This window comes from uncultured Comamonas sp. (genome assembly GCF_964277875.1).
Lineage (GTDB): Bacteria > Pseudomonadota > Gammaproteobacteria > Burkholderiales > Burkholderiaceae_C > Comamonas > Comamonas sediminis.
In genome coordinates this window covers 1-17,426 of the sequence record NZ_CAXYJV010000041.1, presented here as the reverse complement: position 1 = coordinate 17,426, position 17,426 = coordinate 1, and the positions used below count along the sequence as shown (strand labels likewise).

The 17,426-nt window shown below is 64.6% G+C and carries 16 protein-coding genes; 14 read left to right on the top strand and 2 right to left on the bottom strand.

Annotated elements, in window-relative coordinates; all coding sequences use genetic code 11:
* Nucleotides 1-116: 116 nt before the first annotated feature.
* From cpaB to ACHWUQ_RS15545, 13 genes are all read left to right on the top strand, one after another.
* Entirely contained in the window at nucleotides 117-1,157 is a 1,041-nt protein-coding gene (gene cpaB / locus ACHWUQ_RS15605) for a Flp pilus assembly protein CpaB (protein WP_394681675.1), read from the top strand.
* 98 nt (nucleotides 1,158-1,255) lie between these two features.
* Nucleotides 1,256-2,653 (top strand): type II and III secretion system protein family protein, encoded by a 1,398-nt coding sequence (locus ACHWUQ_RS15600; protein WP_394681674.1) that lies wholly within the window; start codon nucleotides 1,256-1,258, stop codon nucleotides 2,651-2,653.
* A gap of 4 nt (nucleotides 2,654-2,657) precedes the next feature.
* Nucleotides 2,658-4,109, top strand: a complete 1,452-nt coding sequence (locus ACHWUQ_RS15595) for a CpaE family protein (RefSeq protein ID WP_394681673.1) — start codon at nucleotides 2,658-2,660, stop codon at nucleotides 4,107-4,109.
* Nucleotides 4,110-4,117: 8 nt separating this feature from the next.
* Nucleotides 4,118-5,443 (top strand): CpaF family protein, encoded by a 1,326-nt coding sequence (locus ACHWUQ_RS15590; RefSeq protein ID WP_394681672.1) that lies wholly within the window; start codon nucleotides 4,118-4,120, stop codon nucleotides 5,441-5,443.
* Nucleotides 5,440-6,420, top strand: coding sequence for a type II secretion system F family protein (locus ACHWUQ_RS15585; protein WP_394681671.1), 981 nt, complete (start codon nucleotides 5,440-5,442; stop codon nucleotides 6,418-6,420). The genes ACHWUQ_RS15590 and ACHWUQ_RS15585 overlap by 4 nt, the downstream gene beginning before the upstream one ends.
* 89 nt (nucleotides 6,421-6,509) lie before the next feature.
* On the top strand, nucleotides 6,510-7,502 hold the full coding sequence (locus ACHWUQ_RS15580) for a type II secretion system F family protein (protein WP_394681670.1): 993 nt from the start codon (nucleotides 6,510-6,512) through the stop codon (nucleotides 7,500-7,502).
* A gap of 2 nt (nucleotides 7,503-7,504) precedes the next feature.
* Nucleotides 7,505-8,464 (top strand): tetratricopeptide repeat protein, encoded by a 960-nt coding sequence (locus ACHWUQ_RS15575; protein WP_394681669.1) that lies wholly within the window; start codon nucleotides 7,505-7,507, stop codon nucleotides 8,462-8,464.
* A gap of 24 nt (nucleotides 8,465-8,488) precedes the next feature.
* The gene (locus tag ACHWUQ_RS15570) at nucleotides 8,489-8,941 is read left to right on the top strand and encodes a DUF3613 domain-containing protein (protein WP_394681668.1); all 453 of its coding nucleotides are present in this window, start codon (nucleotides 8,489-8,491) and stop codon (nucleotides 8,939-8,941) included.
* Nucleotides 8,942-8,962: 21 nt separating this feature from the next.
* Complete coding sequence (locus tag ACHWUQ_RS15565; RefSeq protein ID WP_394681667.1) at nucleotides 8,963-9,514, top strand: TadE/TadG family type IV pilus assembly protein; 552 nt, start codon at nucleotides 8,963-8,965, stop codon at nucleotides 9,512-9,514.
* Nucleotides 9,511-10,017, top strand: coding sequence for a TadE/TadG family type IV pilus assembly protein (locus ACHWUQ_RS15560; RefSeq protein ID WP_394681666.1), 507 nt, complete (start codon nucleotides 9,511-9,513; stop codon nucleotides 10,015-10,017). The genes ACHWUQ_RS15565 and ACHWUQ_RS15560 overlap by 4 nt, the downstream gene beginning before the upstream one ends.
* A 14-nt stretch (nucleotides 10,018-10,031) precedes the next feature.
* Complete coding sequence (locus ACHWUQ_RS15555; protein ID WP_394681665.1) at nucleotides 10,032-11,870, top strand: TadE/TadG family type IV pilus assembly protein; 1,839 nt, start codon at nucleotides 10,032-10,034, stop codon at nucleotides 11,868-11,870.
* Between the two features lie 45 nt (nucleotides 11,871-11,915).
* Nucleotides 11,916-13,346 (top strand): sigma 54-interacting transcriptional regulator, encoded by a 1,431-nt coding sequence (locus ACHWUQ_RS15550; protein ID WP_394681664.1) that lies wholly within the window; start codon nucleotides 11,916-11,918, stop codon nucleotides 13,344-13,346.
* Between the two features lie 26 nt (nucleotides 13,347-13,372).
* The gene (locus tag ACHWUQ_RS15545; protein ID WP_239811752.1) at nucleotides 13,373-14,650 is read left to right on the top strand and encodes a glycosyltransferase; all 1,278 of its coding nucleotides are present in this window, start codon (nucleotides 13,373-13,375) and stop codon (nucleotides 14,648-14,650) included.
* Between the two features lie 15 nt (nucleotides 14,651-14,665).
* On the opposite strand, the gene queC is transcribed toward ACHWUQ_RS15545, so the two are convergent.
* Both queC and ACHWUQ_RS15535 read right to left on the bottom strand, forming a co-directional pair.
* Complete coding sequence (queC, locus tag ACHWUQ_RS15540; RefSeq protein WP_394681663.1) at nucleotides 14,666-15,367, bottom strand: 7-cyano-7-deazaguanine synthase QueC; 702 nt, start codon at nucleotides 15,365-15,367, stop codon at nucleotides 14,666-14,668.
* Nucleotides 15,368-15,422: 55 nt separating this feature from the next.
* Entirely contained in the window at nucleotides 15,423-15,767 is a 345-nt protein-coding gene (locus ACHWUQ_RS15535) for a helix-turn-helix transcriptional regulator (protein ID WP_239811750.1), read from the bottom strand.
* 283 nt (nucleotides 15,768-16,050) lie between these two features.
* Between ACHWUQ_RS15535 and fusA the strand changes: the two genes are divergently transcribed.
* Nucleotides 16,051-17,426 (top strand): elongation factor G (fusA, locus tag ACHWUQ_RS15530; RefSeq protein WP_394681662.1); only part of this gene is annotated, 1,376 nt, incomplete at its 3' end.

Below are 17,426 nucleotides of genomic sequence, written 5' to 3'. Positions count from 1 at the left end.
GATATGGCCATCACACCTTATCCATTTTCCATGTGCTTTGCTGTCGCCCGCTGGGCCGCATGCGCTGCCGCGACAGCAAAGCATATGCCGTGTTCAACCTCCAGGAGCCTCCGACCATGAACCTCACCAAGATACTTGCCGGCCTGCTGCTGGTACTGGCCTTGGCCCTGGGCCTGGGCGCCTTGCTGCTGGGCCGCCAGACGGCCAACCGTCCCGTGGCACCCGTAACCGAGGCCAGCGGCACCTCCGCCAGCCCACCTGCCCCTACCCACGCAGTCGTGGTAGCAGCCAAACCCATTGCCGCAGGCCAGCGCCTGGTAGCCGACGATATCAAGATCGCGCAGTTGCCGGTGGCGGTAGCGTCCAGTTTCTCGACGACCGATGCACTGCTGGGCCGCACCACCACGATGGCCCTGGTGCCCGATGCACCGCTGTTTGAACAGCAGCTGATCAGCGGTTTGGCATTGCAGGTCGAACCCGGTCAACGCGCGGTGTCCGTCGGTATCCGTGAGGCCATGGCCGCCGGCCACCATGTGCGGCCCGGCGATTTTGTCGATGTGTTCTTCACCTTGGATGGCAAGACCGATGCCGCCGAGGTGGACAGCCAGACCCGGCTGCTGCTGGCACGCACCCGTGTGCTGGCCTATGGTGCAGCCAGTGTGGAAAACCCACCGCTTACCCCGGCCCAGCGCCAGCAGGACGAGCAAGAGGCCGCCAAGACCGGCAGCAGTGCCAATGCCGCCCGGCGCAATACGCAAGATGCGCAGGCGGCGCGCAACGCAGCCACCGCCGTGCTGGCCGTTCCTTTGCAGGATGTGGAGCGCCTGACCCTGGCCGAGAAATACGGCCAGCTGAGCCTGGCGCTGCGCCACCCCGATGACAGCCGCGTGCCCGACCCGGCACTGTTTGCCGCGCTGCCTACCGTGCTGCAGCCGGTAGCGGGCAAGCTGGCCAAGGGCGAGCAATTGCAGGACATGGACCGCTCCTTTGCCGGCCTGCGCTTCAAGGACCTGGCAACGGGCGCCGACAGCAAACCGGTGCGCCGCCCGCCCGCCGTCACGCAGGCCAAGGCGCCTGCGGCACCTGCTGCCCCGTCCGTACCGCTGCGCACGGTAGAGGTCTACCAGGGCGCCAGCGCGCAGACCGTACGTTATTGAGGGCGACCGGGGTTGTCAGCCCCGGCCGGCCGCGCCACCACAGCGCACACGGGCCCGCAAGGCCCGGAACCAGAACGAGAGAGACGAGGGAAACGACTATGAGAACCACTGCACTCGCATCCGCCGCCTGGCTGCCCCTGCTGGCCGGCACCTTGGCCGTGCAGGCCCAGCCGGTGGCGCCCGCTGTCATGAACGTGCAGCCCCTAGCACTGGTGCAAGGCCAGCAGCAGCTGTTCAAACCCGGTATCGCCATTGCACGCATCGCCATTGGCGACCCTGCGGTGCTGGATGTGCAGGTGCTGGGCGAACTGCCCCAGACCGGCAAGCCCGCAGCCGGCAAGGCAGCAGGCCAGCGCCCCACCCGCCAAGCCGAACTGCTGCTGACCCCCAAGGCTGCTGGCAGCACGACCTTGATGGTCTGGCCTACGCAAGGCGAACCGCAGACCTGGAGCATCGTGGTCAGCGGCCCGCGCCTTTTGCTGGAGCGCCGCCTGCAGTCCCTCCCCGAGCACGCGCGTGCCGCGTCAGAACTGGCCGCCCTGGCCCCCAAAGGCACGCCATTGGCCGACCTGTCCAAGGTGGACGTGCGCAGCAATACCGTGCAGGTGGATGTACAGGTGGTGGAATTCAAGAAATCGGCCATGCGGCGTGCGGGCGTGCAGCTCAACAGCGGTGGCGCCAATGACCATGGCTTCCAGTTCGGGGTCTACACCCCTGGCAGCAATGGCAGCAGCAGTGGCTCGTCCAACGGCGGCAGTGGTAATGGTAACGGCGGCGACAACGGCACCTCGGCCATTGCCAGTGCGATGAACCTGGTGCTCGGCTTTGGCCGCGCCTTCAGCGGCCGGGGCATTACCGCGCAGCTGGGCTTTCTGGAAGGCAATGGCCTGGCGCGCGTGCTGGCCAAGCCCACCTTGGTGGCCCATAGCGGCCAGACCGCGAGCTTTCTGGCGGGTGGCGAAATCCCCATTCCGGTGCCCAGCGGCGGCAGCAACAGCATTTCCATCCAGTACAAGGAGTTTGGCGTCAAGCTGCAGCTGACACCGACCATTCTGTCGAATGAGCGCATCGCCCTGAAGGTGGCGCCCGAGGCCAGCGACCTGGACTACACCCAGGGCGTGACCATCAACGATATCTCGGTTCCCGCGCTGCGCACGCGCCGGGCCGACACCTTTGTCGAGCTGGCCGACGGCGAGAGCTTTGTCATTGGCGGGCTGGTCAGCCGCTCGACCCTGTCCAACGTCAAAAAGGTGCCGCTGCTCGGTGACCTGCCCATCCTGGGCACCTTCTTCAAGAATCTGGATTACTCCCAGGAAGAGACCGAGCTGGTGATCATCGTCACGCCACGCCTGGTGCAGCCCTTGCCCGCGGGCACCAACCTGGAGGCCCTGCTGCCTGGTGCGCAGCAGGAACTGCCCAATGCTGGCCGCGTATGGGCGCCCTATGCCGTGGGTGCGCCCTATGCCGACTCGCCCCTGCCCGGCTTTTCGTACTGATGCCATGAACAAGGATTCTCTCGCCCCCCACAGCGCAGGCCCCGCGCCCGAGAGCCCCTCGCTGGCCGACCTGCTGACGCCCCGGCCCGGCCAGGCACGGCCTGCGCCGGCAGATGCCAGCGAGCGCCCCGCCTTGCGCGCCGTGCCTCCCTCGCTGACACAGGTACCCCCGCATGCCGACCACACGGCCGACAGCGCCGCCACGGTGCCACTGCTGCTGGTGCAAGCGCCCGCGCCGCAAGGCGCACTGGCGCTGGTCTGGATGCAGCGACTGCTGGGCGGCGCCCAGCCCCATGTTGCCCCAAGCCTGTACACGGTAGCCGAGCAAGTGCGGCAGCTGCAGCCCCATGCCGTGCTGGTGCAGTTTGATGGCGCCAATGTCGATGCCGCTACGGCGCTGGTGGCGCAACTGCAGCAGGCATTCCCGCATATCCCTCGCCTGGCAATCGGGCATGCGCAGGAAGCCCCATGCCTGCTGGCCGCGCTGCGCGCGGGCGTACAGGATTTTCTGGATCTGGATGCACCGCTGGAGCCGGCCCAGCGCGTGGTCAGCCAGTTGCTGGCACGCCCCGCTGCCGTTGACCTCCGCCGCGCGGACACCGCCCCGATCACCGCGCTGCTCTCGGCCCGCGCCGGCCTGGGCTGCAGCCTGCTCGCATCGCACCTGGCCTGGCAACTGCAAGAAGGCCTGAGCCCGGCCCATGGCGCCAAAGCCACAGCGCCCGCCAGCCATGCGGCCGATGCGCAAAGCTTGCACACCTTGTTGCTGGACATGGGGAGCTCGGGCGGGGACTGCGCCATCTACCTGAACACCCCGGGCGAGTTCAGCCTGGCCGATGCGCTCAGCCAGCAGCGCCGCCTGGACAAGCGCATGGCGGCCAGTGCGCTGGCGCGCCACCCCAGCGGCCTGCGTCTGCTGACGATGCCCCGGCATGCCACGCCGCCAGTGGCCGGCGAGATTGACGCGCTGGTCCAGCGCCTGGGCCAGTACTTTGAGCACCTGGTGCTGGATTTGGGCGCCGACACTCCGGTGCCGGTAATGGCCGAGGTGCTGCCGCAGGCCAGCGAGGTGTGGCTGGTTTGCGACCAGAGCGTGGCCAGTGTGGTCTGGACGGCCGAGCTGCTGCAGCAGCTGCAGGCCATGGGCGTTGCAGCCGATCGCATCGAACTGCTTGTGAACCGCCATGACAGCCGCCTGGAGCTGGCGGCTACCCATATGGCGGCGCAGTTGCAATTGCCACTGCTGGGCCGCATTCCGGAGCGCCGCCGACCGCTGATGCAGGAGGTCAACCGTGGCCAGCTGCTGCAGGCGCAGCGCCGCAGCGAGCCCTATGTGAAGGCCGTCGCCCAGCTGGCTGATCAGCTGCTGGCCGAGCACCACCCACAGCGCCCGGGCCACCGCAGCAGTGCGGCAGGCCCCTTGCAAACCCTTCTCCAGCGCCTGCGCGGCCACTGAACACGACCATGACCACCCCGGACTACACCAACGCCGCCACCGCTACCAGCGACAGCTTGCAGCATGCCCAGCTGCTCGCCGATCTGAAGAACCATGCCTACGAGCATTTGCTCAGCCGCATCGAGGAACTGGGGGCGGAGTTTGGCCGCTGGTCACAGGCGGCAATTGCGCAGTTTGTGAAGCTCGAACTCGACAGCTTTATCCGCCTGCATGCGGTGCCCGTCAATGAGCAGGAAGCGCGGCAGGTGGCCGAGGCGCTCAGCCGCGAGTTGACCGGCCTGGGCCCGCTGCAGCCACTGCTGGAAGACCCGAGGGTCGAGGACATCCTCATCAATGGCTACCGGGACATCTATGTCTCGCGCGGCGGCATGCTCGAGCGCGAGGCCTCGCATTTCAAGGACGACGAGCATGTGCTGCGCATCGTGCGGCGCATTCTGGCGCCGCTGGGCCGGCGGCTCGATGAATCCAGCCCCATGGTCGATGCCCGCCTGCCCGATGGTGGCCGTATCAATGTGATCATCGGCCCGCTGGCCATCGACGGCCCCACGGTCTCGATCCGCAAGTTCCGCAAGGATCCGCTGACGCCCAAGGACCTGGTGCAGCTGGGGAGCTTTAGCGAAGACATCTGCCGCATTCTGGAGATGGCGGTGAAGGCCCGCTGCAACATTCTGGTGAGCGGCGGCACCAGCTCGGGCAAGACCTCCTTGCTCAATGCGTTGGCCAGCTTTATCCCCAGCAACGAGCGCATCGTGACCATTGAGGACACCGCCGAGCTGGCCCTCAACCACAGCCATGTGGTGCGGCTGGAGAGCCGGCCGGGCAGCTTTGATGGCTCGGGCCATGTGAGCATCCGCGACCTGCTGGTCAACAGCCTGCGCATGCGGCCCGACCGCATCATCGTCGGCGAAGTGCGGAGTGGCGAAGTGCTGGAGTTGCTCCAGGCGATGAACACCGGCCACGATGGATCCATGGGTACCATCCATGCCAGCTCGCCCCGCGAATGCCTCTACCGCGCAGAGATGCTGGCCGGCTTTGCCGGCTTTCAGGGCAGCGAAGTGAGCCTGCGCCGCCAGATTGCCAATGCGGTGGACTTTATCGTGCAGATCGGCCGCCTCTCCAACGGCCGCCGGCGCCTGTTGTCGCTGACTGAGGTGACGGGCATGACGGACAACATGATCTCCACCCAGGAGCTGTACCGCTACGAGGCCCAGATCGGTCCGGATGGTCAGGAGCAGGACCAATGGGTCTCCATGGGCATCTCCCCCCACTCCCCCAAATTGCTGGCCTGGTGGCGGGGTCAACAGCAGGCTGGCAGCAGCGGAGGGCCACGATGAACATCCACCCCGCCGTCCTGGTCATCGCCGCCCTTGCCTGCGCTCTGCTGGCCCTGGCGCTGTGGCTGTTCTCCCGTGCGCGCCAGCAGCAGGCGCGGCAATCGATTGCCGGCCATATGCAGCGCAGCCGCGATATCCAGCGCGACCTGATGGCCAGCGTTGCGGCAGCACCGATGCCTGGCATGGTGTCTGATCCGCGCGCCTCGACGGACTTGCCCGCCGCAGCCAGCACTTCGGCTTCGGCACGGCAATGGCTGTATGACCATCTGGGCTATGGCGCCTGGGGCATCAGCCCGCGTGGCCTGGTGATGATCGCCGGGCTGGGCCTGGTACTCGCATTTGTGGTTGCACTGCAAGCAGGCGCCTTGCTGGGAATGATGGTGCTGGGGGTCTATGCTTTGCTGACCTGGTTTGGCATCTGGCACCGGGTGAGCAAGCGCCGCGCCAAGATGCTCTCGCTGCTGCCCGGCTTTCTGGACAATATGGTGCGCCTGATCTCCATCGGCAACTCGCCCCATGCCGCCTTCCAGTTTGCCAGCGGCAATGTGCCCGAGCCGCTGGGCAGCGCCTTGCAGCATGTCAATGCCTCGCTCAGCGTCTCGCCCGACCTGGGCCAGGCGATGACGCAGCTGGAGCGCACCTGGAAACTGCCCGAATTTGGCCTGCTCGCTGCCGTATTCCGCATGAGCACACGCTATGGCGGCCGGGTGGACCAGGTGCTGGAGCGGGTATCGGCCTATATCCGCGACCGCCAATCGGCCGAGCGCGAGCTGCATGCGCTGTCGGCCGAGGTGCGCCTTTCCGCCTGGGTGCTGGCCTTGCTGCCGATCGTTGTCGGCACCTTGATCATGCTGCTCAACCAGGGCTACTTCATGCGCATGTGGAACGACGGCACCGGTCAGAAGATGATTTTTGCCGCAGCGGGGTTAGAGGTGTTTGGCTCCTTTCTGCTGTACCGGCTGGCACGTCTGAAGTAAGGAGGTCGACAGATGTCTATATCCAATCGCCACGACGAATGCCGGCCGGGTAGCAGCCAAGCGCTGGCTGGTGGAGCGGAGGGCTGCGCATGACTGCTGACCAACTGTGGATTGCGAGCCTGGCACTGGCGGCGCTGGGACTGCTGATGCTCGCCAGCAGGCTGATGCTGCGCCAGCGCCGTGCCGAGCGCACCGAGCAACGGGTGCAGCAGTTGCTACAGCAGCGCGAGGCAATGGCGGCGGCGGTAATACAGCCTTTTCCGATGCCGGGCCTGCAGCCGCTGAGCGCGACCACGCCTCAGAGCGACCAGGATGCCGCCCAGCAGGTGCTCGAACGCCTCAAGCCACCCGCCTGGCTGGAGACGGGACTGGCCAAGGCCTTGTTTGCCCAGGAGGACCGCAAACTGATGGAGCAAGCTGGCATCGAGGTAGGCCGAGGCGGACTCATTTTTGTGGCCAGCCGTACGGCACTGTGCCTGTTGTTGCCAGCACTGGTATTGCTGGTGCTACAGCCGCAGGGCATGAAGGCCATTTTCTATGCCTTTGCAGCTTTTAGCCTGGGCCTGATGCTGCCCAAGTGGATTCTGCGTTCCAAGGCCAATGGCCGCCGCAAGCACGTGGTCGAAGAGCTGCCGCTGTTTGTCGATCTGTTGCGCCTGCTGCAAGGTGTGGGCCTGAGCATTGACCAGAGCCTGCATATTCTGGCGACCGAGTTTGGCAGTGTGCTGCGGGTGCTGAGCGCCGAGCTGGGCCTGGCCAACCGGCTCTATAGCTCGGGCCGCACGCGTGAGCAGTCGCTGCAGCGCCTGGCCATGCTGGGGGCGGATGACGACATGAGTGCCGTGGTCAACCTGCTGGTACAGGTGGACCGGCACGGCGGCGCCGTGCAGGAGCCGCTGCGCGACTTCAGCCTGCGCCTGCGTGAAAAACGCCAGGCCAACTTCAAGGAAAAGATAGGCGCGATCACGGTCAAGATGACTGGCGTGATGGTGCTGACCTTGCTCCCCGCATTGATCGTGATCACCGCAGGGCCCGGCTTTACCGCGGTGATCCGCTCCCTGTCATCCATTGGAGGGCGATAAGCATGCGCCAGACCTACCGCAACACCCGAACACGGTCCCTACCGCTGCTGGCCCTGGCGGCCGCGCTGCTGGGCGGCTGCGCCTCGAAGGGCCCGCAGGGCTATGGCGCTGCCGAGCAAAGCACGGCCGCCCAGGCGCAGCAGCAAATGGAGAAGGCCGCGCAGCTGACCCAGATCGACCCGCAGCAAACCTATCTGAACCTGATCCGCCAGATGCAGCAGGCCAACCAGTGGTATGCATCTCTCGCGCACACGCAGGCCTTTGAGCGCCAGTACGGCAGCCAGCCGCAGATCCGCTTGATGCGCGCCGATGCGCTGCGCAACACCGGCCAAGGCAAATTGGCCGAACAGGGTTACCAGGCCTTGCTGGCCGACCCCGACAGCAGCACCGTGGCGCGTGCACGGCGTGGCCTGGGCCTGCTGTACGCCGGCCAGGGCCAGTACCCCAACGCCATTGCGCAGCTCGAGATGGCGCGCCAGATCAACCCCATTGATGCCGATGTGCTGAGTGACCTGGCCTACGCCCATATGCTGGATGGCCAGACGGAGGCCGCCCACCTGCCGGTGCTGCAAGCGGCGCAGCTCGCCCCCGGCAATGCGCGGGTGCAGCTCAATTTGGCCCTCTACCTGATGGCCAGCGACCAGAAGGCGCAGGCCTCGCAGTTGCTGCAGCGGCTGAGCCAGCCGGCCGCCAAGAATGTGCCCGCGCTGATTGATGCGAACTCGATGCAGACTTTGCAAGCCCAGTTGCAGACGGTGCAGACCGCCATGCGCCGGCGCAACGGTGGCGAGTTGCCAACGCCCGCACCGGCTGCTGCGGCGCCGGCGATGGACAGCGCAGCGCTTGCCGCCAGCCCACTGACTGCACCGACAGCCGCGCCCGCCACCCCCTCCCCCGCCGTACCCACGACCTTGCGCAGCGACGTCCCCGGGGCCGCCCCTGCCCGCCCGATCGCACCCTAGTCGCCCCAGAACCAGGAGTCCACCATGTCCCCCTCTCGCTCCCTTCCCCACTGGCGCCTTGTACTGCTCGGCCTGGCCGCCTCTGTTGGCCTGACGGCTTTGGCCCAGGCCCAGTCCGATGCCAGCCGTACAGTGGCTGCGGTCGAGGTCCAACCACCTGCCCCAACCGATGCGGTGCGCGAGCAGCCTGCCATTGCCCCTCCTGCTGTCAGTGCCCCGGCTATGCCCCAGCCCTACATGCAGCTGCAGACCAGTAATGGCAAGCCCGTGTTGCAAGATCCAGAGGCCAGGCGCAAACGGGTCTTGGTAGTGGGCCGTGCTACCGAGCGCCTGCTGGCCATGCAGGTGGCATCCCCCGGCGTGCATCCACGTCCCATCGATGGCGAACAGGCCCGCCGCAGCTACCAGCGCTACCTCAAGAGCTTTGAGACCAAGATCCCCGAACGCTTTGAGGCAGGCGTGGATGTGAAGCAATAACAAGCGCACTGAGAGCCCCCCATGCGTACGCACCAACTCCGTTCCACAGCTCGCTGCCAGCGCACGCGCCAGCAGCGCGGGGTGTATGCACTGGAGTGGGCAATCATCTTTCCGGTGTTTTTTGTGCTGCTCTACGGCATCGTCTGCTACGGGCTGACCTTCCTGGTGCGCCAGTCAATGCAGTATGCAGTCGAGGAAGGCGCCAGAGCAGCGCTGCGCTACCCCAGCTCGTCCATCGTCGGCTCCAGCCCACCCACCTGGCTCCACCGCAGCCTGCAGGCACGCCGCACCACTGCCGATGCCCTGAACTGGCTACCGCCAGCGCTGCGGCCTGCCGAGGGTGATATCAGCTTTACCCTCTGCCGCCTGAATGACAGCAGCTGCAACCAGAACACCGCATTCAACCCGGGTCTGGATTGCAATGTCGACACGCCGTGTCTGGTGCTCGTCAGTTACCGAATGGCGAACTATGGCCAGGGCGCTATTGCCCCCGCTATCCCTGGGCTAGGCCTGGTACTACCCGCTAGCCTGCAGGCACAGGCCAGTGTACTGGCCGACAGGAGGATGCTATGAAGCATCTTGGCCTGCGTCTCCACATCGGCGTGCCTGTGCCACGGCAGCGCGGGGTAGCGGCCATCGAGTTCGCGTTGATTGCCGTATTCATGATCATCATGCTGCTTGGCCTGGCGGTGTACTGGCGCGCTTTCCAGGCACAGCAGTCACTGACCCGGGCTGCGGGTGACGGCGGACGGGCGATTCTCAGTGTGCTGGCCGCTGGCGTCGGTGACCCCTGCCACCCGCAACAGGCCATAGCCAACCGGGCATCCATCCAGTCACGTGTGGAGCAATCGGTACGCGCCAGCCTGGAACGCAGCGACATCCCCGGAACAGTGGCCACCCAGCTCACGGTCACCGCCATACAGTGGCAAGGGGCCTGCCCCAGCAGCGGCATAGGTAGTGCCAGCTTCGAGCTGCGCTACCAGTTGGCCCCCTTGTTTGGAAGCACCGGCCAGTGGATTACCGAGCCCAGCCAGCTCTATGAAAAGACCGTGGTGCACTTTGCATCCATGCTATGAGGAGGATTGCCATCATGTCTCCCCATTCCCCTCGAACTCGCCTCCCCGCAACTCAACGCGGCTCGGTGCTGGTTCAATTTGCACTGGTGGCCGCTGTGCTGGTCACCTTGCTTGGCGTCGTTCAGATTGGCTATATGTACTATGCCAAGCGCGATCTGCAACGCGTGGCCGATATTGCTGCAATTGAAGCAGTCAATGCGATTACCTATAACGACTCCAGCACATGTTCGCTTGGCGAGACAGCTGCCAGGCGAAGCGTATCTAGCCAGTTGCGCGTGTCCATCGACCTTGAAGAACCCGAACCTCGCTGTGGAAATTGGAACAGTAGCAAGGCTGACGCGATGCGTTTTGTTCCATTAGGCAATCCGGTGAATGCGGTTCGCGTGCAGCTACGAGGTGAGGTACTGCAGTTGCTGCCCTTTGTGGGTTCTCGCGTGATAACTGCCTCTGCGATATCCGCCAAGGACAGCGAACCACTCGCCTCCTTTTCGATCGGCTCGCAGCTGCTGCGCTTCAACAACATTGGCTTGCTAGGTCAGATTACGGCGCTGGTGGGGCTGGATATCGAGCGGCTGACCATTCTCGACAAGGACGGCATTGCCAATGCCAAGATCACGCCCGCAGGTCTGTTGAAACTGATAGGTCTGCCCGTGGGCGTCAATGACCTGTCCTTGCTGACCCCCAACGACCTGGCCAATGTGAACGCTTCGGTGATCGACCTCATCGATGCAGCCATACAGGCCGGTGGTGACAGCCTGCTGAATGCCGGTGTCGACATCGCCGCGCTGGTCGATCTGCGCGCCTACCTGGCGGCATTCCAGCTGGCAAATGTAAAGATTCCGCTGGGCGGCGACAAGGGATTGCTTGCCTTGATCTCCGCGGGCGGTAACGCCTCACCTATTGGTGCCAGCCTGGATGTGGCCGTAGAGGTAGCTGATCTGGTACGCACACAGTTGGTCCTGGCCAATGGTGACAATAGCATTGCACTGGGCCTGAAGTTACCCGGAATTCTGGATGCCAAGCTCACTGTGGTGGAGCCTCCCCGCTATGCCATAGGCCCCGCCAATGGGCAGACCAAGGCACGCAGTGCACAGGTGCGGCTGTCCATCGATATTGGTGAAGAAAAGAATGTCACTACCCCCAGTTTGCTGAGTGCAGTGCTAGGCGGTTTGTTGGGTATCCGGGTGCACATCCCCATACAGGTTGACTTGGTACGCAGTACCGGCACGCTCGAAGCCATCCAATGCACCCCAAGCAGAAATGACCGCACTGCCAACATATCCGTGCGCTCTGCGATTGGCGACGTCTGTATTGGCGAGCTGAATGCCAACGGCATTTGCCAGAAGACGAAATTGGTGGATCTGAACCTGCTTAACCTCTTGGGTGGCCTGCGCGTGCAGAGCAAGCTGTCTACCTCGCTGCTAGAAGGCGCCACCCTGACTTCAGGACCCAATCCTCAGGCATGTCCCTACAACACGACTCGGTTGGACGAGTGCATGGTAGGCGTCCATGTGCACCAGGACGGTGTACTGAGTGGCCCTAATGGACTGCTGCTAGGCGATATGGTCAGCAGTCTTTTGCGGCAAGTGCCAGCACTGGTTGGCGATGTAAAGAACGCCGAGTACTACGGCGTACTGGGGAGTCTGCTTGGTGGTCTGCTGGGCGGGTTGCTAGGGGGTCTAAATGCACTTCTCAATGTGATCGTCACGGTGGTGAGCGCCTTGTTGGCACCGCTGCTGAACATTATTGGAAGTGCGCTGGATCTGGTGCTACAGGGCCTGGGCATTGAAATTGGTCGCGCCAGTGTGGAAGTTCTCAACATCCAATGCGACACCGCCCAGATCGTGCAATGAGGACAGGAGTGAGCGCAGCGACATGAAGAACCGAGGGAATAGAACGTGAATCAGAACGATTTGGTCATCTACGTCTGGGAAGGCCAAGCGGACATTGCAGAACGGGTGGAGCGCTGCATGGTCAACTTGGATGTGGACGTGGTGCGCGCCGATGGCCTGACCCTGTCGCCCGTGGTGGCACAGGGCGGCAACGCCATTGCCGTGGTCAGTGTGTCGGTGCTGGAAGGAGCGCGATTTACGCGCCAGGGGATCGAGGGCAACTTTGGCGGCATGCCGGTGCTGTGGGTCAGCGCCAAACCGCGTGGCGAAGGACCGGGCACCTATGCCACCGAGTACTCCCATGTGCTGCCCTTTGACTTTACCGGCGCGGAACTGCGGGCGATGCTGGTGCGCATTGTGCGGCGGCTGCAAAGCACCAAGCACAAGCAGCCCCGTGGCGACGACATCATTGCCGAGGCCGAATGCATGCTGGCGCTGCTGCGCGATGTGGACACCTTTGCCGACTGCGAGCACAGCGTGCTGATCTTTGGCGAGACGGGTACCGGCAAGGAACGCATTGCCGAGCGCCTGCATGAGCGCAATACGCACTACGGCCAGGGGCCCTTTGTCGTCGTCAACTGCGGCGCCATCCCCGATGGCCTGTTCGAGTCGCTGTTCTTTGGACATGCGAAGGGCTCGTTCACCGGTGCAGTGACGGCGCACAAGGGCTTTTTCGAGCAGGCCAATGGCGGCACCCTGTTTCTCGACGAAATCGCCGATCTGCCGCTGTACCAGCAGGTCAAGCTGCTGCGCGTGCTCGAAGAGCGCACGGTGACCCGGCTGGGCGCCACGTCGCCGGTGGCGCTGGATTTTCGCCTGGTGGCGGCCACCAACAAATCGCTGCGCGAGCTGGTGCATGCCGGGCGCTTCCGGGCGGATCTGTTCTTTCGCCTGGCGGTGATCGAGCTGCAGATGCCCAGTCTGGAAGAGCGTGGCGAGGCCGACAAGCTGGCCATCTTCAACAGCATCCTGCGCAAGGTGGTGGGCGAGGAGATGATGGAACGCCTGGGTGGGCCGCCGATGTTCATCCTCGACGCGATTGCGCAAATGTATTTCCCCGGCAATGTGCGCGAACTGCGCAACCTGGCCGAGCGCGTTGGCGTGGCCGCCCGCCAGACCCAGGACTGGCATGCCGGTGGCGCCACCGAGCGGCTGCTGCTGCAGGCCCAGAGCCTGTCGGCCACCACCTTTCCGCTGGAGCCCCATGCCGCCGAACCGCTGCTGGCCGACCGCAGCAACTGGGACCTGGAGGAGCGCAACCGCATCATCGAGGCCTTGCATGCCAACGACTGGCGGCGCCAGCACACCGCGCAGCAACTGGGCATCAGCCGCAAGGTGCTGTGGGAGAAGATGCGCAAGTACCAGATCTCGGACGGTGAACCGCTGGTGCCGCTGGCACCAGCCGCCGCGCAAGCCAACGACAACCTGCCCCTGTGACCCTGCAAACCCAGCCTTGGCCGACCATGACAGACAAACCCCTGATCGTTTTTGTAGGCGCGGTGTACCCGAGCCAGTACAGCCTGCTGTGCAGCTACCTGCGGGCCCAGGGCCTGGCCGATGCGTGGTTCATGACCACACCCGGTCACAAGGCCAACCATGAGAAGCACTGCGACCACCTGCTGTCCTTCCAGCCCGATGGACTGATCGTCGGCCCCCAGAGCTACTACTACTCGGACAAGGTCGAGCGCTCGGCGCGCATCTGCCGGGGCGTGCTCAAGGCGCTGGAAGACTTCGAGGCCGCGCAAGGCCGCAAGATCGATGTGGTGGTGGCCCATTCGCTGTGGGGCGCGCCCAACTGGCTGTATGGCGAGCTGGACGCCGCCATCATCAGCTACATCGAGTTTCCCAGCTACCTGGCCCATGGCTGGGATGCCGCCTACCCGCCCGACCAGGCGCAGCGCCTGGGCGACCGCAACACCGAGATGCTGAGCTTTCACCAGGTGCTGTGCAGCGACCTGACCATCGTGCCCAGCGCCTATGCGCGCTCGATGTTCCCCGCGCTGCTGCAGGACCGCATTGCGGTGCAGTTCGAAGGCTTTGACATCCAGCCGCCGCTGCGCAATTGGGGCGCGGCCAGCGAAGCAGCAGATGGGGCAGGCCGTGCCGACAAGCCTTTCACGATCGCCTTCTCGGCGCGGGATCTGTCCAGTGCCAAGGGCTTGGAGACCTATATCCGGCTGGTGGACCGCATGGTGCGCGAAGGCGATGGCCAGAACACCCGCTTCATCGCCATCGGCGATGCCAAGGCCTCCACCTACGGCTATGAGCAGCAATGGGTGGAGCGGCGCTACGGCGGCAAGGTGGAGAGTTTTCGCGACCATCTGCTCAAGGTCTACCCTGCGGCTGATGTGATCGAGTTCCCCGGCCACCTGCCCTATGGCCAGTTCTCGGCGCTGCTGGCCGAGGTCGACCTCTTCCTCTACCCGTTGCGCTACGGCGTGGCCAACTGGGGCCTGATGGAGATCCTGGCGCGCGGCGGCTGCGTGATCGGCTCCAACTGGGGCTTTGCACCCGAGCTGATTGCCCACAACGTCAACGGCCTCTTGCTGCCCGACAACGACGACGACTGGATCGACGCGATACGGCAGCTGCGCAACGACCCGGCCCGGCGCCAGCGCTATGCCCAGGCGGCGCTGGAGACCGGCAAGGCCTACCACATCGCCAAGGTAGCGCCCCGCTTTATGGCGCTGTTTCAGCGGGCGATGGCCAACCGCAAGGCGCCGCTGGTGGCGCCGCGCTAGGGCGGCATGGAGGACCTAGGCGCCCTGTGTCCACCGGGCGAAACCCTGGGCGCGCAACGCACAGGCCGGGCATTCGCCGCAGCCATAGCCCCAGTCATGGCGCTCGCTGCGGTCGCCCTTGTAGCAGGTGTGGGTGTCTTCCTGCACCAGCGCGGTCAAGGCGTCGCCGCCCAGGTCCTGCGCCAGCTGCCAGGTCGCGGCCTTGTCGATCCACATCAGCGGCGTCTCCACCACCAGTTGCCGGCCCAGGCCCAGGCTCAGCGCCACCTGCATGGCCTTCATCGTGTTGTCGCGGCAGTCGGGGTAACCGGAGAAATCGGTCTCGCACATGCCGCCCACCAGGACCGTGCACTGGCGGCGGTAGGCCACGGCAGAGGCCAGGGTCAAAAAGACCAGGTTGCGCGCCGGCACAAAGGTATTGGGCAGGCCATCGGCCTGGTAGGCCAGTGCGGCATCACTGGTCAGCGCCGTATCGCTGATCTGGCCGAGCACATCGATGTTCAGCAGGTGGTCATCCCCCAGCTTTGCCGCCCAGTGCGGAAACTGCGTGCGCAAGTGAGCCAGCACCGTGCTGCGGCATTCCAGCTCCACCCGGTGGTTCTGGCCGTAGTCGAAGCCAATCGTTTCCACATGGGCATAACGGCTTAAAGCCCAAGCCAGGCAGACGGTGGAATCCTGTCCACCCGAAAAAAGTACCAGCGCCTTGGCGTCTTGCATGCTGCGCTTCTCCATCCATCAAAAATCTAAAAACCGGGCTTGTATGGGCAATGGCTCAGCTGCGCTCACCCCAGGCCGTGCTGGCATCGGTCAGCGCATCGCTGCGCGTGGCCGACAGTATCGCGTCGAGCAGGCCGGGAAAGCGTGCATCGAGGTCTTCGCGCCGCAGCGACAACAGATTCTCGCGCCCCGCAGGGCGCTGCCAGATCACGCCGCTGCTGCGCAGCACGCGCCAGTGGTGCGTCATCGTGGACTTGGTCTGGTCGCGCAGCAGCGCCGTGCAGCTGCGCTCCTGGCCATCGGCCAGCACGCGCACCACCGCCAGCCGGGTGGGGTTGCCCAGCGCGGTGAGCACATTTTCCAGATGAATCTGCGCAGATTCAGGGTGGTGAGGAATCATCGGAGTCCATGCGCCACGGAGGCGCGCATCGATCGACCCGTCGGGCCGGATAAAAGGCCGTCATTCTGCCTGGGTCAGCAGGGCTGACAGCCCGATGGGCGCTATTGTCCCCAAACCGCCAATACCCATGACGACAGTACGATTGTCTTCGTACTATTAATATCGCTCTTTTCTTGCCCTGTGCCGGTGCTGTCCTGAAGGCACCGGATGTCGCAAAGTGGGAGCGCACAGGGCTGTAACACGCAGCTGAATCCAGCTGATATACCGACCCAAGGAGGTCAACATGGCCCGCCATACCCCCATAGAACGCTATCGCAACATCGGCATCTCTGCGCACATCGATGCCGGAAAAACCACGACGACCGAGCGCATCCTGTTCTATACCGGGGTGAGCCACAAGCTGGGCGAGGTGCATGATGGCGCCGCCACGATGGACTGGATGGCCCAGGAGCAAGAGCGCGGCATCACGATCACCTCGGCAGCGACAACGGCCTTCTGGTCGGGCATGGAACGCAACTTCCCGGCGCACCGCATCAACATCATCGACACCCCCGGTCACGTGGACTTCACGATCGAGGTCGAGCGCTCCATGCGCGTGCTCGACGGCGCCGTGATGGTCTATGACTCGGTGGGCGGCGTACAGCCGCAGTCCGAAACCGTCTGGCGCCAGGCCAACAAGTACAAGGTGCCACGCCTGGCCTTTGTCAACAAGATGGACCGCATTGGTGCGGACTTCTTCCGCGTGCGCCAGATGATGGTGGACCGCTTGAAGGCCAACCCCGTGCCCATCGTGATTCCGATTGGCGCCGAGGCCGAGTTCTCCGGCGTGATCGACCTGATCAAGATGAAGGCCATCATCTGGGACGAGGCCTCGCAGGGCATGAAGTTCGAATACCGGGACATCCCCGCCGAGCTGCAGGCCTCTGCGCAGGAATGGCGTACCAAGATGGTGGAAGCCGCGGCCGAAGCCAGCGAAGCGCTGACCGACAAGTACCTGAACGACGGTGACCTGCCCGAGGCCGACATCATTGCCGGCTTGCGCCTGCGCACGATTGCGACCGAGATCCAGCCCATGCTGTGTGGCTCGGCCTTCAAGAACAAGGGTGTGCAGCGCTTGCTGGACGCGGTGGTCGAGCTCATGCCGTCGCCGCTGGATGTGCCTGCGGTGACTGGCCACAGCGAAGACGAGAACGACAGCACGGTGTTAACGCGCCGCGCCGACGATGGCGAGAAGTTCTCTGCCCTCGCCTTCAAGCTGATGACCGACCCGTTTGTGGGCCAGCTGACCTTTGTGCGCGTCTACTCGGGCGTGCTCAGCAAGGGCGACCTGGTCTACAACCCGATCCGTGGCCGCAAGGAGCGCATTGGCCGCATCGTGCAGATGCATGCCAATGAGCGCCAGGAAATCGATGAGATCCGCGCCGGCGACATTGCCGCCTGTGTGGGCCTCAAAGAGGTGACGACCGGAGAGACCTTGAGCGACCCGAGCGCGCCGATCATCCTGGAGCGCATGTCCTTCCCTGAGCCCGTCATTGCGCAAGCGATCGAGCCCAAGACCAAGGCCGACCAGGAAAAGATGGGCATTGCGCTGTCGCGCCTGGCCGCCGAGGACCCCTCTTTCCGCGTGCGCACCGATGAGGAATCGGGCCAGACCATCAT

What these genes read in the sequence shown, in the direction of transcription:
- cpaB (WP_394681675.1), top strand. Translation starts at nt 117, where the DNA reads ATGAACCTCACCAAGATACTTGCCGGCCTGCTGCTGGTACTGGCCTTG.
- ACHWUQ_RS15600 (WP_394681674.1), top strand. Translation starts at nt 1,256, where the DNA reads ATGAGAACCACTGCACTCGCATCCGCCGCCTGGCTGCCCCTGCTGGCC.
- ACHWUQ_RS15595 (WP_394681673.1), top strand. Translation starts at nt 2,658, where the DNA reads ATGAACAAGGATTCTCTCGCCCCCCACAGCGCAGGCCCCGCGCCCGAG.
- ACHWUQ_RS15590 (WP_394681672.1), top strand. Translation starts at nt 4,118, where the DNA reads ATGACCACCCCGGACTACACCAACGCCGCCACCGCTACCAGCGACAGC.
- ACHWUQ_RS15585 (WP_394681671.1), top strand. Translation starts at nt 5,440, where the DNA reads ATGAACATCCACCCCGCCGTCCTGGTCATCGCCGCCCTTGCCTGCGCT.
- ACHWUQ_RS15580 (WP_394681670.1), top strand. Translation starts at nt 6,510, where the DNA reads ATGACTGCTGACCAACTGTGGATTGCGAGCCTGGCACTGGCGGCGCTG.
- ACHWUQ_RS15575 (WP_394681669.1), top strand. Translation starts at nt 7,505, where the DNA reads ATGCGCCAGACCTACCGCAACACCCGAACACGGTCCCTACCGCTGCTG.
- ACHWUQ_RS15570 (WP_394681668.1), top strand. Translation starts at nt 8,489, where the DNA reads ATGTCCCCCTCTCGCTCCCTTCCCCACTGGCGCCTTGTACTGCTCGGC.
- ACHWUQ_RS15565 (WP_394681667.1), top strand. Translation starts at nt 8,963, where the DNA reads ATGCGTACGCACCAACTCCGTTCCACAGCTCGCTGCCAGCGCACGCGC.
- ACHWUQ_RS15560 (WP_394681666.1), top strand. Translation starts at nt 9,511, where the DNA reads ATGAAGCATCTTGGCCTGCGTCTCCACATCGGCGTGCCTGTGCCACGG.
- ACHWUQ_RS15555 (WP_394681665.1), top strand. Translation starts at nt 10,032, where the DNA reads ATGTCTCCCCATTCCCCTCGAACTCGCCTCCCCGCAACTCAACGCGGC.
- ACHWUQ_RS15545 (WP_239811752.1), top strand. Translation starts at nt 13,373, where the DNA reads ATGACAGACAAACCCCTGATCGTTTTTGTAGGCGCGGTGTACCCGAGC.
- queC (WP_394681663.1), bottom strand. Translation starts at nt 15,367, where the DNA reads ATGCAAGACGCCAAGGCGCTGGTACTTTTTTCGGGTGGACAGGATTCC.
- ACHWUQ_RS15535 (WP_239811750.1), bottom strand. Translation starts at nt 15,767, where the DNA reads ATGATTCCTCACCACCCTGAATCTGCGCAGATTCATCTGGAAAATGTG.